Annotated in this window: 12 protein-coding genes; 10 read left to right on the top strand and 2 right to left on the bottom strand. The window is 73.1% G+C overall.

The window, feature by feature from the left end; genetic code table 11:
- Positions 1-227: 227 nt before the first annotated feature.
- The 5 genes from ABZT47_RS14630 (at position 228) to atzF (ending at position 6,283) form a co-directional block, all read left to right on the top strand.
- Positions 228-1,079, top strand: coding sequence for a serine hydrolase (locus ABZT47_RS14630; protein ID WP_354840906.1), 852 nt, complete (start codon positions 228-230; stop codon positions 1,077-1,079).
- 34 nt (positions 1,080-1,113) lie between these two features.
- Positions 1,114-1,761: a GntR family transcriptional regulator gene (locus ABZT47_RS14625; protein WP_354840903.1), complete on the top strand. Its 648-nt coding sequence runs from the start codon at positions 1,114-1,116 to the stop codon at positions 1,759-1,761.
- Between the two features lie 307 nt (positions 1,762-2,068).
- Entirely contained in the window at positions 2,069-2,755 is a 687-nt protein-coding gene (locus ABZT47_RS14620; protein WP_354840900.1) for an isochorismatase family cysteine hydrolase, read from the top strand.
- Positions 2,752-4,350, top strand: a complete 1,599-nt coding sequence (locus ABZT47_RS14615) for a hypothetical protein (protein ID WP_354840897.1) — start codon at positions 2,752-2,754, stop codon at positions 4,348-4,350. The genes ABZT47_RS14620 and ABZT47_RS14615 overlap by 4 nt, the downstream gene beginning before the upstream one ends.
- A gap of 58 nt (positions 4,351-4,408) precedes the next feature.
- Positions 4,409-6,283, top strand: a complete 1,875-nt coding sequence (gene atzF / locus ABZT47_RS14610; RefSeq protein ID WP_354840894.1) for an allophanate hydrolase — start codon at positions 4,409-4,411, stop codon at positions 6,281-6,283.
- A 242-nt stretch (positions 6,284-6,525) separates the two neighbouring features.
- Here the strand turns inward: atzF and ABZT47_RS14605 are convergent, their stop codons facing one another.
- On the bottom strand, positions 6,526-7,413 hold the full coding sequence (locus ABZT47_RS14605) for an RNA methyltransferase (protein ID WP_354840891.1): 888 nt from the start codon (positions 7,411-7,413) through the stop codon (positions 6,526-6,528).
- Positions 7,406-8,278, bottom strand: coding sequence for a DUF4184 family protein (locus ABZT47_RS14600; protein WP_354840888.1), 873 nt, complete (start codon positions 8,276-8,278; stop codon positions 7,406-7,408). The genes ABZT47_RS14605 and ABZT47_RS14600 overlap by 8 nt, the downstream gene beginning before the upstream one ends.
- 123 nt (positions 8,279-8,401) lie before the next feature.
- On the opposite strand from ABZT47_RS14600, the gene ABZT47_RS14595 reads away from it, so the two are divergent.
- The 5 genes from ABZT47_RS14595 (at position 8,402) to ABZT47_RS14575 (ending at position 15,459) form a co-directional block, all read left to right on the top strand.
- Positions 8,402-9,040 (top strand): hypothetical protein, encoded by a 639-nt coding sequence (locus tag ABZT47_RS14595; protein WP_354840885.1) that lies wholly within the window; start codon positions 8,402-8,404, stop codon positions 9,038-9,040.
- A 667-nt stretch (positions 9,041-9,707) separates the two neighbouring features.
- The gene (locus ABZT47_RS14590; protein ID WP_354840882.1) at positions 9,708-11,429 is read left to right on the top strand and encodes a substrate-binding and VWA domain-containing protein; all 1,722 of its coding nucleotides are present in this window, start codon (positions 9,708-9,710) and stop codon (positions 11,427-11,429) included.
- 508 nt (positions 11,430-11,937) lie between these two features.
- Positions 11,938-13,707 carry a sigma factor-like helix-turn-helix DNA-binding protein gene (locus tag ABZT47_RS14585; RefSeq protein ID WP_354840879.1) on the top strand — a complete coding sequence of 590 codons (1,770 nt, stop codon included), beginning with the start codon at positions 11,938-11,940 and terminating at the stop codon, positions 13,705-13,707.
- A gap of 283 nt (positions 13,708-13,990) precedes the next feature.
- On the top strand, positions 13,991-14,344 hold the full coding sequence (locus ABZT47_RS14580) for a hypothetical protein (RefSeq protein WP_354840876.1): 354 nt from the start codon (positions 13,991-13,993) through the stop codon (positions 14,342-14,344).
- A gap of 101 nt (positions 14,345-14,445) precedes the next feature.
- A complete protein-coding gene (locus tag ABZT47_RS14575) occupies positions 14,446-15,459 on the top strand; it encodes a GNAT family N-acetyltransferase (RefSeq protein WP_354840873.1) in 1,014 nt (337 codons plus the stop codon).
- Positions 15,460-15,684 lie beyond the last annotated feature (225 nt).

Here is a 15,684-nt window from a genome sequence, read left to right as displayed (position 1 = left end):
GCCGGGATCGCGCGGGCGGAAAGTACCACGATCGCCGCCCGGGCATCTCGCGTCAATGCGCATGCCCAGATTGGTGGGCATGGGATCATAACGGGATGCGCATGGCGGTTCTCCCAATCCTGGTAGCGGCCCTGATCACGGCCGGCCCGGCCGGCCCGGCCCTCGCGGGCCCGGCACCGCGCCCCCCGGCCGCCCTCACGGCGCCCGCGAGGGCCGCTGGGGCGACGATGTCCACGACCCCCCCGGCCGCCGGAACCGTGAGCGCCACGACCGCCGCTCCCTCCACGAGCGCGACCCTCGCCGCGCTGCCCACGAGCGGCCGGGCCGGCGCGGCGGCGGTCACGGCGAAGGAGGCCTACCTGGTCGACGTCACCGCCGGGACGGTCGAGTACGCCAGGCGCCAGACCCGCCGGGTTCCCGTGGCCAGTCTGACCAAGGTCATGACCGCGTACGTGGTGCGCCGCTCGGCGTCGCTGGACGACCTCGTCACGGTGTCCAAGGACGACGTCAGGCACGCCGCCGCGAACGGCGCCACCCACGCCGGGCTGCGGGCCGGCGAGCGGCTGACCGTGCGCGACATGCTGTACGCGCTGATGCTGCCGTCCGGGGCGGACGCCGCCAACGCCCTCGCCCGGCGCTACGGACCGGGCGTGAAAGGCTTCGTGGCGAAGATGAACCGCGCGGCCAAGACGCTCGGCATGCGCGACACCCTGTACAAGAACGCCGACGGGCTGCCCAAGCCCGGCGGCGACCGCTCCACCGCACAGGACCAGGTGAGGCTGGCCAACGCCGTCCTGGCCGACCCTGTCATCGCCACCATCGCCCGCACCCCGCGGTACGCGACCGGGAAAACGGCCGTGCACCGCGCCCACGTCTGGCGCAACACCAACCGCCTGCTGCCCGACGAGGCGCAGGGGCTGAAGACCGGTTACACGCGCCCGGCCGGCTACTGCCTGCTGTTCACCTCGGTGCGCGGCGGCCACACGCTGGTCGGGGCGGTCCTCGGCGACAGGAGCGACGCCGCCCGTTACAGCAGCGCCCGGGTCCTTCTCGACGGGGCGAGCGCGAACGGCGTCTGAGGCTCGCGGACAATGGGCCCCGGGAGGTGTGCGGGTGGAATCTGACGGGGTCCTCGACTCCCCCAGCCTCGTCGAGCTGTCGATGCGGCGGCTGCGTCACGAGATACTCAGCGGGGCGCTGGCCCCGGGCGAGCGACTGATCGAGGAGCAGCTCACCCAGCGCTTCGGCACCAGCAGGGCGCCGCTGCGCGAGGCGCTGCGCTCGCTCGCGCAGCAGGGCCTGGTCGAGCACCTGCCCCGGCGCGGGGTCCGGGTGGCCGAGCTGTCCAGCAAGGACGTCGACGAGCTGTTCGGGCTGCGCGACGTGCTGGAGCGCTACGCGGTGTGGACGGCGCTGCCCCCTTCGGGGGCGCACGACCTGTCGGGGCTGGCCGAGGCGCTCGAAGGCATGCGCGGGGCGGTCGAGGCGGGGGACGCCCTGGCCGAGAACGAGGCGCACCGGCGGTTCCACATCGCGCTGGTGGCGCTGGCGGGCCACCGCCAGTTGCTGCTGGCGTACGAGCCGGTGGTGTCCAAGCTGCAGCTGTACATGGCGGCCAACCTGCGCAGGGAGGCCGAGCAGCGCACGCCGTCGGAGGGGGTGGTGCGCCACCGGCGCCTGTACGAGGCGGTCGCCTCGGGCGACCCCGCGACGGTCGTCGCGGCCCTCGCCGCGCACGGAGCCCGCACCTACATCGGCTGACCTGGAAAGCGGTGGAGATCCACCCGCTACAGGCGCCACCCGGCGCTGCTCCCGTCACCGGCGTTCGGGGGTCCGGGCGTTCGAGGGGTCCAGGCGTCGAGGGGACTCTGGCGCTCGAGGGGGCTCCGGCGCTCGGAAGACCCGGCGCTCGGGGAGACCCCGGCAAAAAGCCGGCGAACTCCGGCCCGAGACAGCCGTGACCCGTACCCGGGCAGAGCGGCTAACAGAAGCGTAACCGGGCCGAAGAACCCCCGACACAATCCTGTCGACAATCGACAAGGGAGGAATCGGAGGAACGGAGGCCAACGTGTCCGATCCGCTTCTCGTCGAGGCCCAGCCGTATCCCTACGGCTTCGACCCCGCGCACACCGCCCTGCTGGTCATCGACATGCAGCGCGACTTCGTCGAGCCCGGCGGCTTCGGGGAGAGCCTGGGCAACGACGTGACCCTGCTCCAGGACGTCATCCCCCCGCTGCGCGAGGTGCTCGCCGCCACCCGGTCCGCAGGCGTGCCCGTGGTGCACACCCGCGAGGGGCACCTGCCCGACCTGTCCGACTGCCCGCCCGCCAAGCTGCGCCGCGGCGCGCCCTCGATGCGCATCGGCGACCCCGGCCCGTACGGGCGCATCCTGGTCCGCGGCGAACGCGGCCACGACATCATCGACGAGCTCGCCCCGATCGCGGGGGAGCTGGTCATCGACAAGCCCGGGAAAGGCGCCTTCTACGCCACCGGGCTGGACGAGATCCTGCGCGACATGGACGTCCGCAGCCTGGTCGTCACCGGCGTCACGACCGAGGTGTGCGTGCACACCACCGTCAGGGAGGCCAACGACCGGGGCTACGAGTGCCTGGTGCTGTCGGACTGCGTGGGCTCCTACTTCCCGGAGTTCCAGCGCCACGGACTCGACATGATCGCGGCACAGGGCGGCATCTTCGGGTGGGTCGCCCCCTCCGGCCACTACCTCAAGGCACTAGAAGCGCGGAGCGCACGATGACCACGACCACCACCCCCCTGTCAGCCCCGCCGCGCCTGCCCTGGTGGGTCGGCGGGGACACCAACGCCTTCTTCGGTCTCGGCTTCAACGTCATGGTGAACGTGCTGGTGCTGAGCGGCCTGTGCCTCGGCGTCGTGCACCTGCCCGGCGCGCAGGTCTTCGGGGTCATCCTGCCGGCGATGGGCATCCAGCTCCTGATCGGCAACCTCTACTACACCTACCTGGCCCGGCGGCTCGCCCGCCGCGAGGGCCGCGACGACGTCTGCGCGATGCCGTACGGGCCGAGCGTGCCGCACATGTTCATCGTCGTCTTCGTGATCATGCTGCCCACCTACCTGACGACGAAGAACCCCCTCACGGCGTGGGCCGCCGGGCTGGCTTGGTGCTTCATCATCGGCCTCATCGTGGTGATCGGCGCGTTCGTCGGCCCCTACATCCGCCGGTTCACGCCGAGGGCGGCCATGCTCGGCACGCTCGCGGGCATCTCGATCGCCTTCATCGCCATGCGTCCCGCCGCGCAGATGTGGGAGGCCGCCTGGATCGCGCTCCCCGTGCTGGTGATCATCCTGGTCGGCTTCTTCACCGACCTGCGCCTGCCGGGCGGCATCCCGGTCGGCCTGGCCGCGCTGCTCGCGGGCACCGCCATCGCCTGGATCGGCGGGTACATGAACCCGGCCGACGTCGGCCGGGCCGCCGGCGACATCGCGGTCAGCCTGCCCTCCTTCAACCTCGGCCGGTTGCTCGACGGGCTGCGCGAGGTGTCGCCGCTGCTGGCCACCGCGATCCCGCTCGGCATCTACAACTTCACCGAGGGCATGAGCAACGTCGAGAGCGCCGCCGCCGCGGGCGACTCCTACAACCTGCGGTCGGTCCTGCTCGCCGACGGCGCGGGCGCGGTGGTCGGCTCGATGCTCGGCTCGCCGTTCCCGCCCGCGGTCTACATCGGCCACCCGGGGTGGAAGTCGGCCGGCGGCCGCAGCGGCTACTCGATGGCCAGCGGCGTCGTGATCGCGGCCTTCTGCTTCCTCGGCATGTTCTCGCTGCTCGGGGCGGTGTTCCCGACGCCGGCGATCGTGCCCATCCTGCTGTACATCGGGCTGCTCATCGGCGCCCAGGCGTTCCAGGCCGTGCCGCGGGCGCACGCCGTCGCCGTCGTGCTGGCGATCATCCCGAACATCGCCGCCTGGGCGCAGGGCTACATGGACAACGCGCTGGCGGCGGCGGGCACCAGCGCCCAGAAGGTCGGGTACGCGGCCATCGCGCAGAGCGGCACGGTCTACGAGGGCACGGCCCTGCTCGGCGGCGGGGCGGTGCTCGCCGGGCTGGTGCTGGGCTCGATCGCCGCGTTCATCATCGACCGCTCGTTCCTGTGGGCCGCCGCGTACGCGGGCATCGGGGCGGCGCTGTCGTTCGTCGGCCTGATCCACGGCGAGCGGGTCGCGTGGAACGCGGGCGGCCAGATCGCCCTGGGCTACCTGTTCGCCGGGCTGGTGCTGCTGGCCTTCGCCTTCCTTCGCCCGGCCGGGGCCGAGGACGCCGCGACCGCCCCGCCCGCCGCCGAGCCCGTGGCCGCCGAGGTGCCCGCGGCCTCATGACCCCCGGCCGACCCGCCGGCCGGCACGCGGCCGGCGGCGCCCACGACAGAGGGATCCGATGACCATCTCGCTCGATCTCGCGCACCTGGCCCGCGGGTACCGCGACGGGTCGCTCACCCCGGCCGGCGTGGCCGCGGAGGTGCTCAGGCGCATCGCCGCCCGCGGCGACGACCACGTGTGGATCACCCTGCGGCCGGCGGCGGACCTGCTCGGCGACGCCGCCGAACTGGCCCGCCGCTGGCCGGACCCCGGCTCGCGCCCGCCGCTGTACGGGGTCCCCTTCGCCGTCAAGGACAACGTGGACGTGGCCGGGCTGCCGACCACGGCGGCCTGCCCGGCCTACGCCTACGTGCCCGAGCGCGGCGCGCCGCTGGTCGAGCGGTTGCTCTCGGCCGGGGCGCTGCTGGTCGGCAAGACCAACCTGGACCAGTTCGCCACCGGGTTGTCCGGCGCCCGCAGCCCGTACGGCACGTGCGAGTCGCCGCTGGTGCCCGGCCTGATCTCCGGCGGGTCCAGCTCGGGCTCCGCGGTCGCGGTGGGCGCCGGGCTGGTGACCTTCGCCGTGGGCACCGACACGGCCGGGTCGGGCCGGGTGCCGGCCGCCCTCACCGGCACCACCGGGATCAAGCCGAGCCGGGGTCTGGTCAGCACGCTGGGCGTCGTGCCGGCGTGCGCGTCGCTGGACTGCCCGAGCGTCTTCGCCCGGTCGGCCGCCGAAGGGCTCGCGGTGCTGTCGGTGATGGCGGGTCCCGAGCCCGACGACCCGTGGTCGCGCCCGCTGCCCGTCCCCTCCCCTGCGCCGCCCGCCGTCGGCGCGATGCGCGTCGGGGTGCCCGAGCACCTGTCGTTCTTCGGCGACGACGCCGCCGAGGCCGCGTTCGCCGAGGTGGTGAAGCGGCTGGCCGGGCTCGGGCACCGGATCGTCCCGGTCGACCTCGACCCGTTCCTCGCCGCGGGACGGCTGCTGTACCAGGGGCCGTGGATCGCCGAACGGCTCGCCGCGGTGGGCGACTTCGCCGCCCGTCACCCCGGCGAGCTGCACCCGGTCACCCGCGAGGTGCTCGGCGGCGGCGCCGGCCTCAGCGCGGTCGACGCCTTCGAGGGCCTATACCGCCTGCGGGCGCTGCGCGCGAAGACCCGGCGGGCGTGGGCGGCGATGGACGCGCTCGCCCTGCCGACGGTGCCGACGACCTTCACCGTCGCCGAGATGCTGGAGAGCCCGATCGACCGCAACACCGTCCTCGGGCACTACACGACCTTCGCCAACCTGCTCGACCTGGCGGCGGTCGCGGTGCCCGGCGGCATGACGGCGGCGGGCCGCCCGCACGGCCTCAGCCTGCTGGCCCCGGCCGGCGCGGACGCCCTGCTCGCCGGCCTGGCCGACGCCTTCCAGTCACCCGCCGAGGCCACCACGCCATCCGGCGGCGACGCGACCGCGGGCGCCTCCCGCGCACGGCCCGGCGCCTCCGGGACGGACATCTCGTCCTCACCCACCGAGGCCCCGGAGACGGCGACGGGCGTCCATGATCGCGGACGGGAAGTGCTGGCCGTCGTCGGGGCGCACCGGCTCGGGCAGCCGCTGCACGGCCGGCTCGCCGCGCTCGGCGCCGCCGGCCTCGGCACGGCCATGACCGCGCCGCTCTACCGGCTCTACGCGCTGGACGGCGGCGAGCCGGCGCGTCCCGGCCTGGTGCGCCGGCCCGGCGCGGGCGTCGCGGTCGAGGTGGAACTGTACGAGCTGGGCACGCAGGCGCTCGGCACGCTGCTCGCCGACACCGCGCCGCCGCTGACGCTCGGCACCGTCGACCTCGCCGACGGCCGCCGCGTCCTCGGCTTCCTGTGCGAGGCGTACGCCACCGAGTCGGCGAAGGACATCAGCGCCCACGGAAGCTGGCCGGCCTACCTCCTCACCACCGCCCGCACCCCCCGGTAGCCCCCGCCGGGCGGCGCCGTTCCCCGCCGGTCGCGGTGCCCGGCGAGCGTGGACAGCGGGATGGGCGAGCGTGGACGGCGGGATGGGGGCGTAGGGGTCGGAGAGCTCCCACAGCCCGGCGGTGGTGTCATAGCTTCCGGTGGCCGGCAACCGGCCCCCGCCGGCCGAACCCCCGGAAACCCGCCGGGCGGGGACGGGTGGGAAGGCGACGGCGGCGACCTCGCCGCCGTCCGCCCCGCCTGTCAGGTGAGAGCGGCCGGAGATCGGGTGAGTTCGTGGCAGGCGATGGCGGCGGCGGCGACCACGTTGAGGGAGTCGACGCCGAGGTCCATGGCGGCGGGACTCATGGGGATGCGCACCGCCTCGTCCGCCTCGCGCAGCCAGCGGGAGGACAGACCGTCGCCCTCGGAGCCGAGGAGCAGCGCCACCCGGCCGCCGACGGCGGCGGCCTCCAGCGGCGTGGCCGAAAGGTCGGGGGTGAGCGCCAGGGTGCGGAACCCCGCCTCGCGGAGCTCGGCGAGCCCGGCGTGCCAGTTGGTCATGCGGGCGTACGGGACGGCGAACACCGCGCCCATGGAGACCTTCACCGAGCGCCGGTACAGCGGGTCGGCACAGCGCGGCGACAGGATGACGGCCTCGACGCCGAGCGCGGCGGCGCACCGGAAGATGGCGCCCACGTTGCCGTGGTCGACCAGGTCCTCAAGAACGAGCACCCGCCGCGGGAGTGGTGGAGTCGGGGCCGGGGGCGCGGGGGTGAAGCGGGGGTCGCCCGGGGCGGTGAACCGGCCGGCGAGCAGGTCGCTCACGGCGGGGAGCTCCAGGCGGGCCATGGAGGCGAGCGCCCCGCGGTGCACGGCGAAGCCGGCGATGCCGCCCATCACCTCCTCCGACACCAGGTAGACGCGGGCCTCGCCCAGCACGTCGGCCAGCCCGGCGAGCCACCTCGGCGTGGTGAGCACCGACCTGACCGGGTATCCGGCCGCGACGGCACGCCGGATGACCTTCTCGCCCTCGGCCATGAACAGGCCGCGCCCGGCCTCCAGGCTCTTGCGCAGCTCGACGTCGCGCAGGCGCACATAGTCGGCCAGCCGGGGGTCGGCGGGGTCCACCACGGTGATGAGCTCAGGCACGCGTCAAGCGTATGACCCGCGCGAGCTGCCACAGCAGGGCGTAGACGGTCAGCACCGCGCACAGCCCCACGACCAGGCCGACGCCCGTCTTGGCGAGCACGCCGGCCCAGCCGTACAGGGGGTTCGGCGGGTCGACGAAGGTCCACAGGGCGGCCGCGGAGCACGCGCCGGCGGCCGCGCCGGCGAGCACGCCCCACCGCGCACGCGCCGTGAGCTCCGGCCGTCCCGCGACTCCCGCACGCGACGTGACCTCTGGCCGTCCCGCGACTCCCGCCCGCGCGGTGAGCCGCGGCCGCACGCCGACCGGCCCCAAGCCGGGGGCCTCGGGCCGGGGGGCGGTGCGGGCGGCGCGCAGGTAGCGCAGGACCCACCAGACGGTCAGCGCGAGGCCGAGCACGGAGGAGGCGTACTGCGCCACCTGGGCGCCGTTCAGCCAGCCGACCACCGGCGCGGTCATCCATGCCCAGCCCCAGAGCGCGGCTCCCCACTCGTGGGTGAAGGAGTCCCACAGGACGTGCGTGGCCGCGCCCGCCGCCGCGCCGAGCGCTATGGCGGGGAAGCGCCGCCAGGCCGGTCCGGGCAGCGCGGCGACGCGCGCGGCCAGGCGGGGGGGCAGCAGCGCGGTCAGCGGGTCGCGCAGGACGAACTGCAGCAACGCCAGCAGGACGAAGACCGCGGCGACGTCGTCGGTGACCACCCCGGCCGGCGAGTGCCACCGGCTGTAGTTCGACAGGTAGGGCAGGAACATCGGCAGGTCGGGGACCATCGCCCCCACGCCGAGCGCCCAGGGATCGAGCACCTTGCGCACCCGCGGCGAGCCGATCAACGGGATGACCACGGCGACGTGGGCGGGGGTGAAGGGCAATGGGATCTCCTCCATGGACGGCCCGCCGGCCGTCCATGGCCGCGCGCCGACGACGGCAGGGCACTGCGTGTGACCGATAGACTACGCAGCGCTGTCGGATCGGCTTTCAGGTGATCGGGGGCCATGGTGCCAGATCCGGGTACGCGGGCGCGTCCCTCGGCCGCGCCGCAGTTCCTGCGCGACGCGCGGCTGGCCAGGCGGCTGTCGGTCGCGACGCTTGTCTGGCTCGGCGCCGAGAGCTCCCTCGGCCTGGCGGCGGGGCTGTCGGCCCACTCGGTGGCGCTCATCGGCTGGGGCTGGGCGTCCCTGGTCGAGGCGCTGGCGAGCCTCATCGTCATCTGGCGCTTCACCGGGCGCCGGCTCCACTCGGCCACCGCCGAGTCGCGCGCGCAGCGGGCCGTGGCGGTCAGTTTCTGGGTGCTCGCGCCCTATCTCCTGGCCCACGTGGCCTATGACCTTCGCGAGGGTCAGCGGCCGGCGTCCACGGCGCTGGGCATCGCCGTCACCACGATCAGCCTGGTCAGCATGCCGCTGCTCGGGCTGGCCAAGCGGCGGCTCGGCGCGCGCCTGGGCTCGGCGGCCACCGCCGGCGAGGGCACGCAGAACATGCTGTGCGCCCTGCTGGCCGCCGGGGTGCTGGCGGGGCTGACCGCCACCTCCCTCGGCTGGTGGTGGCTCGATCCGGCCGTCGCCGTCGCGCTGGCCGCAGTGGCGGTGCGCGAGGGCGGCAGGGCCTGGCGCGGCCATTGCTGCCGCCACTGAACGATGACCACGGCGAGCCGGAGGCCCTGAGCGCGCAGCGCGGCGGCCACCAGCGGCGCGGTGCCCGGGTCGGCGAGGGCCCGGCAGACCCGTCCCGCGATGGCGACCTCGCGCACGCAGTCGGACTCCCAGAGGGCGCGGCGCACCTCGTCCGGGCAGCCGGGGTGGTCGGCCTCGATCAACAGCAGATCGGGCCGCCGCTCCGCCGCCCCCCGGCCGGTGGGCCCCGCCAGGGCCGTCACCTCCGGTGTGGCACGTGCCTCGACGAGCGTCGACACGAGTGTCACCCCCTGCCCCGGGCCGCCCCCGGCCCCCTACGGCTCCGCGACCGAGCACCAGAAATCGCGATATACCGTGACACGATACATCGCGTTCGCGCGGCGTCAAGATGTATCGCGAAATACGGGCATCAACCACCGGATTGTGCCCCGAATCCGGTCATCGCCGCAGCAAAAGATCGGTTTTGCCGGTATAAAGCTTGACGCTATGGTTCCGTAAGCATTACCCGACATCTCCCTATATGGTCGCTGCGAAGCGCGCCACCGTACCCCTGAAGATCGACACCTAAGAGGACATCGTGGGTGGACGCCACCGGACAGACGAGCTTGAGGGCGGCTACAACCCTTATCACGAGCCGTCAGGCCGCCGCCGGGGGGGCCGGGGCAAGGTGCTGGTTCCTCTGGCGGGCGCCGTCGCGCTCGCCGTACTGCTGGGCGTCGCCGCCTATGTGATCATGAGCCGCGACAAGGCCTGCGGCGACGGCACGGTCGCGCTCAAGGTGGTGGCCTCCCCCGACATCGAGCCGGCGATCAGCAAGATCGCCGCCGCCTACAACAAGAAGGCCGCTCCGGCGGACGGCGCGTCCTGCGTGCAGGTCGCGGTCTCCGGCAGCGACCCCGCGGGGGTCACCAACGCCCTGGCCGGCACCGGGGCGACCACCGGCAAGTTCGACGGCGACGTGTGGATCCCGGACTCCAGCCTGTGGGTCGCCAGGCTGCGCTCCAGCCCCAAGGGCGAGGGCATCCCCGAGCCCACCGGCTCCGTCGCCCGCTCCCCGGTGGTGCTGGCCGCGCCCAAGCCCGTGGTCGAGAAGCTGCGCAGCGCCTTCGGCGAGCCGAGCTGGAGCGGGCTGATGTCGGCGGCCAACGCCGCGACCCCCGACGGCCTCGGCCGCAAGATCCGCGTGCTGCCGCTGGACCCCACGCTCAACGCCGCGGGGATGAGCGCCCTGCTGGCCGGGTCCGGAGTGCTCCAGGCGTCCGGCGCGGGCGAGGACCAACTGGTCGGCGTGCTCAGGCAACTGTCGGAGAACGCGGTGAACTCGCCGGGCAACATGTTCGCCAGCATGGCCAAGCCGTCCTCCCGTGCCCCGATCGGCATCGCCTCCGAGCAGGAGATCTGGTCCAACAACGACAAGAGCAAGCCCGGCGAGGTCGTGGCGCTCTATCCGGCCGAGGGCACGATCAGCCTCGACTACCCGGTCGTCGTGACCGCGAAGGACGAGCAGAAGCGGCAGGCCGCCAAGGAGTTCACCGCCGCGCTGACCGCCGCCGACGCCAAGAAGACCATCCGCGAGTACGGCTTCCGCACGCCCGACGGCAAGGCCGGCGGCGCCATCAGCCAGGCCAACGGGCTGAACCCGGCGACCCCGCGGTCCCTGAAGATCCCGGACGCGGCCACGGTGACGCGGCTGTCGCAGGCGTGGTCCCGGCTGAAGCTGGGCGGCCGGCTGCTGGCCCTGCTGGACATCTCGGGCACGATGGCGCTGCCCGCGGTGGGCGCGCCCGGCGACCGCATGCGACTGATCGCCCAGACGGCCATCGAGGGCCTGAAGCTCTTCCCCGACAAGACCGAGGTCGGCACCTGGGTGTTCTCCACCAACCTCAACGGCAAGGGCGTCGACTACCGCGAGGCCGTGCCGGTGGGGCCGCTCGGGGCCAAGGTGAACGGCGCCATCCGACGCGAGGTGGTCTCGCAGTCGCTCCAGCAGATCAAGGCCAAGCCGACCGGCGACACCGGCCTCAACGACACGCTGGCCGCCGCCTACGACAAGATGAAGGCCGAGTACGAGGCCGACAAGATCAACACGATCCTCGTCTTCACCGACGGCGTCGGCAACGACGACCCCGAGGGCGGCATCAGCAACGCGGCGATACTCAAGAAGCTGCGGCAGGAGTTCGACCAGACCCAGCCGATCAGCATCATCATCGTGGCGCTCGGCGCCGACGACGCGGCGGGCCGGCGGCAGATGCAGGCCATCGCCAAGGCCACCCAGGGCCAGGCGTTCTTCCCCAACAACGCCCTGGAGATCCGCAAGGTGTTCCTGGAGGGCATCTCCCGGCGCCTGTGCGCCCCCCGTTGCGGCACCGGCGGGGGCGGCTCGCAGTAGGAAGCGGCGCGGACGGCCCATGCGCCCGGCACCGGTCCTTGAGATCCGGAGCCGGGCGTTCGCCGTTGATCCCTCGCGACGTCCGCCGTCCGGACCACCGCCGCGGTCTCCCGGACGACCGCCGGCAGGCCGGCCTCCCGGCATTCGGCTGCGACATGTGCGCTTGCGGGACGGCCGCCGCCGCTTCGCCGTCCCGCGGCCGTGCGGGGCCGATCCGAAACGCCCGCGCGGGCGGTCGTCCGAAACGCCGTGCCGTCACGTTTCGTCAGCGGATCGCCACCGAGGGTGAGGGATCTTCACCCCCTCTCACGCAGACGTCACACTGGTTCCAGCAGACTCCTCAATCCCTATTTTCCCAGGTCATACCCGCTGATTATTGTTTATTTCCGGGTGAACCCTCTGAAGGAAGCGGACGTCCTACGCGTGTGGGCCTGGCGCGGGCAGGGGAAATTCTCGCGATCGTGCGTGACCGCAAGCCAGGTACCCGTCCTGCGGGGGAGGAAGATTCGTGCCCGGATGGCCGAGCGTCGGCCGTGCCGACGACCAGCGACTGGTGGAACGTCTGCGCCAGGCGGACAGCCGCGCGGCGGACGGTCTCTACGACGCCTATGCCGACCGACTGAACGACTATGCCCATTCACTGCTGCGCGACATCGACGCCGCCGCCGACTCCGTCCACGACGCGATCGTCACCGCCCACGGCCGCATCGGCGTCCTGCGTGAGCCGGCCCGCCTGCGGGCCTGGCTGTACGCGCTGACGCGCTACCAGTGCGGCACCCGCCGCGGGCGGACCCCCGCGCACGGCACCGACACCGAGCAGTACCTGCCGGGGGACGAGGAGGACCCCGAGCTGGCGGAGATCGTGCGGGAGTCCCTGGACGAGCTCGCGCCCAAGGACCGCGACGCGCTGGTGCTGGGCGTGCGGCACGGGCTGGCCGCCTCCGACATCGGCGCCGTGCTCGGGATCACCTCGCGCCAGGCCGGGACGCGCCTGGAGCGGGCCCGCGACCACCTGGAGAACGCGGCGGCCGCCGTGGTCCTGGCCAGGAGCGGGCGTGCGCACTGCCCCGACCTGTCGGCCCTGCTGGACTCCATCGAGGGGCCGCTGCCGCAGCAGCTGCGGCGGCGCATCACCCGGCACATCATCGGCTGCAAGGAGTGCACCGAGGGCCGCCGCCGCCGGGTGTCGGCCGAGCGGCTGCTGGACTCGGTGCCGGTGGCCTTCCCACCCCTGTCGCTGCGGCGGCGGGTCGCGGAGTCGTGCGCCCGGCCGCGGCACGACGAGGCGCGCACGGCGATCATGACGCTCGCCGACGGGTTCGACAAGAACGGCTTCCCCCCGGCGGCGGCGGCCGAGCGCCGGCTGCGCGCGGAGCGGCGGGGCGGCAGGGACGAGCGGCGCGCCGCCGCCGACCAGGCCGCCGAGACCCCTTACTACGGCATGGGCGTCGCCCACGCCGAGACCCCCCGGCACGGCATGGCCGGGGAACAGGACGGGACGGGCGTGGGCTCGGGGAGGTCCGGGCGCGGCCCGGCGCGCAGGCGCGGTGCGCCGGTCACGCGCAGGGCCTCCCGCAGGTCCACGCCCGTCTTCGCCACCATCGCCTGCGTGCTGGTGGCGACCGGGGCGATGGTCGTCGCGACCGGGCAGGACGCCTCCCACCCCGGCGGCACGACCCCGACGTTGCGCTTCCCGAGCCGCACCCCCGGCGAGCTGCAGATCAGCTACGGCCCGGAGCCGACCGACGAGGCGACCTCCGCCGGTCCCTCCCCCACGTCGTCCTCGCGGACCCGTCCGACGCCGACGCCGACGCTGGCGCCGCAGGCGCGCACGTCGGCCGCCGCGCCGGCGGCCACGTCGTCGAGCGCGCCCCCCTCGCGCACGCCTACGCCCCGGCCGCCCTCCCCTGCCGCCCGGCTCGTGGTCTCCTGCCCGGGGGCCTTCGGCGGGAAGGACGCGGGTGAGATCCTCATCTCCGCGCGCAACGCGAGTGTGTCCTGGACGGCCGCCGCGACCGGCGCACTGTCGGTCTCCCCGGCGTCGGGCACGCTCAAGGCGGGGGTCAAGCAGCGGGTCTCGGTCGTGGTCTCGGCTCCGGAGGAGGACGGCAAAGGCGCCGTGACCTTGCAATCCGCGGCCGGCGCGGCGACATGCGCGATCTCGTGGGAGGCCCAGGACCCGCCGCCCGCCTCCGATCCGCCGCCCGACCAGCAGCCCACGTCGGACCCGTCTCCGACGGAGACCGCGAGCGAGCAGGCCACCACCGAGGCCACCTGATTCCGGCACCGAGTCCACACTTGGGGCGAACGGATAGTACCGTGTGAATACCCCCAAGTCCCTACAGTCACGGCGGTCTCGGGGGCAACAGTCATTGGCGCGGCCGGTCCTTTGATCGGCCGCGCTATGGTTCTTGCCCTGGGCCTTGTAAACCCGTGGCAGGGTTGGGGCGTCGGCATTGACGTCGGCGTGGCGTGGTTGGTCCTATGAAGAGACCGATCATCCAAGCCTTTTGGTCGGTCTTGACCAGCGGAGCCAGGAGAGAATGCGTAGGAGAAGGACAGTGCTCACATGGGTGCTGGCGATCGCGTGTGCGGCGGGGGCGGTCATCGCGCTCGCCGACATTCGCACACCGGCACGCGTGGTCCTGGTCCCGCTCTTCCTACTCGTGGTCCCGGGAGCGTCGGTCGTCGGACTGTTGCGTGATCGTGACCCTCTCGCGGCACTAACGGTGGGCGCCGCCGCGAGTCTCGTTGTAAACGTCTTACTAGCCGAGGCCATGCTCATGTTCGACGCGTGGTCCTCCCGCGCGGGTGTGGCCACCGTCGCGGTGCTCGGCGGATTCATGTGGGTGCTTCGGTCTCTGTACCGGGGGAACGGCAACGTGCGCACCGAACAGGGGGCCGGGTCAAGGTGAAGGTCACGGTCGTTCGGCCTGGAGAACTAGGGGACGCCGAACTCACCCGATGGCGCGAACTCCAGCGCGCCACGCCATCGCTCGACAATCCTTTCCTTTCCGTGGAGTTCACGCTGGCCCTGAGCCGGCTGCGCTCCTATGTCCGGGTCGCCGTCATCGAGGACGGCGGCAAGATAGCGGGCTTCCTGCCGTTCGAAAGGCACGCCTTCGGCATCGGCAAGCCCCTCGGAAGCTGGCTGACCACCTGTCACGCCCTGATCTCCGTGCCCGGCCTCGACATCTCCGCCCGCGAGATCCTGCGCGCGACGGGGCTGTCGGTGTTCGACTTCGACCACATGGTCGCCGGGCAGCCCACGTGGGCGCCGCACGAGTCCGCGGTGCGCCCGGTGCCGATGATGGACCTCACCGGCGGCTACGACGCCTACATCGACCATGTGCGGACGAACTCTCCCAAGAACTACAAAACGGTCCGCTACAAGGAGCGCAAGCTCGCACGCGAGCACGGCGACATCCGCCTCGAATGGTGCGCCACCGATCCCGAGTCGATGCGCACGCTGACCGGCTGGAAGTCCGACCAGTACCGCCGGACGGGCCGGGTCGACCGGTTCGCCCAGCCGTGGATCGTCCAGCTCCTGGACGAGATGCACGCCATGGACACTCCGTCGTTCGGCGGGGTGCTCACCATGCTGTACGCCGGCGACACCCCCGTGGCCGGCCACTTCGGCCTGCGCACCCACAACACGCTGGTCGGCTGGTTCCCCGCCTACGACACCGAGTTCGCCCGGTACTCCCCCGGGATCATGCACCACCTGCACATGGCCGAGCAGGCCGCCTCCCACGGTCTGGGCCAGGTCGACATGGGCAAGGGGGGCCGGGAGTACAAGGGCTGGCTGAAGAACGACGTCATCCACGTCTCCGAAGGCCGGGTCTCCCGTCCGTCGGCGGCGGCGGCCGTCCACTGGATGGGCCGGACGCCGGTGAACAAGGCCCGCAACATCGTGGTCGACCGCCCCTCGCTCTACCGGCTGGCCGACAGGCTGCTGAAGGGCTTCGGGCGCGTGCGCACATCCCTCCAGCCGGAGTCCGTCGAGAAGGAACCCTCGGGGGCGCGCTGACGGCTAGCTCCCCCTCCCAAGCACAGCACACCGCACACCCTCTACTGCTCTGACCGGGACGGAGAAACCCCTCTCCGTCCAGTCGCGCCGGTCCTGTTGGCAGTCGCCGCCGATGTCAGACCGCCCGGAAGGACATCCCTCGAAAATGAGTCCCGAGATCACCAAGCACAACGGGAAATCTCAGCTTCATACGCTGAGGCCACTGCCGACAGTGGACCGTTTCAC

Source organism: Sphaerisporangium sp. NPDC005289, from assembly GCF_040607455.1.
Taxonomy (GTDB): domain Bacteria; phylum Actinomycetota; class Actinomycetes; order Streptosporangiales; family Streptosporangiaceae; genus Sphaerisporangium; species Sphaerisporangium rhizosphaerae.
The sequence above is the reverse complement of the archived record's forward strand: the minus strand, read 5'-3'. Positions and strand labels throughout refer to the sequence as shown.

Bases quoted from the DNA above. Each gene is read 5' to 3' on its own strand.
- ABZT47_RS14615 (WP_354840897.1), top strand. From the start codon at position 2,752: ATGACCACGACCACCACCCCCCTGTCAGCCCCGCCGCGCCTGCCCTGG.
- ABZT47_RS14630 (WP_354840906.1), top strand. From the start codon at position 228: ATGTCCACGACCCCCCCGGCCGCCGGAACCGTGAGCGCCACGACCGCC.
- atzF (WP_354840894.1), top strand. From the start codon at position 4,409: ATGACCATCTCGCTCGATCTCGCGCACCTGGCCCGCGGGTACCGCGAC.
- ABZT47_RS14595 (WP_354840885.1), top strand. From the start codon at position 8,402: ATGGTGCCAGATCCGGGTACGCGGGCGCGTCCCTCGGCCGCGCCGCAG.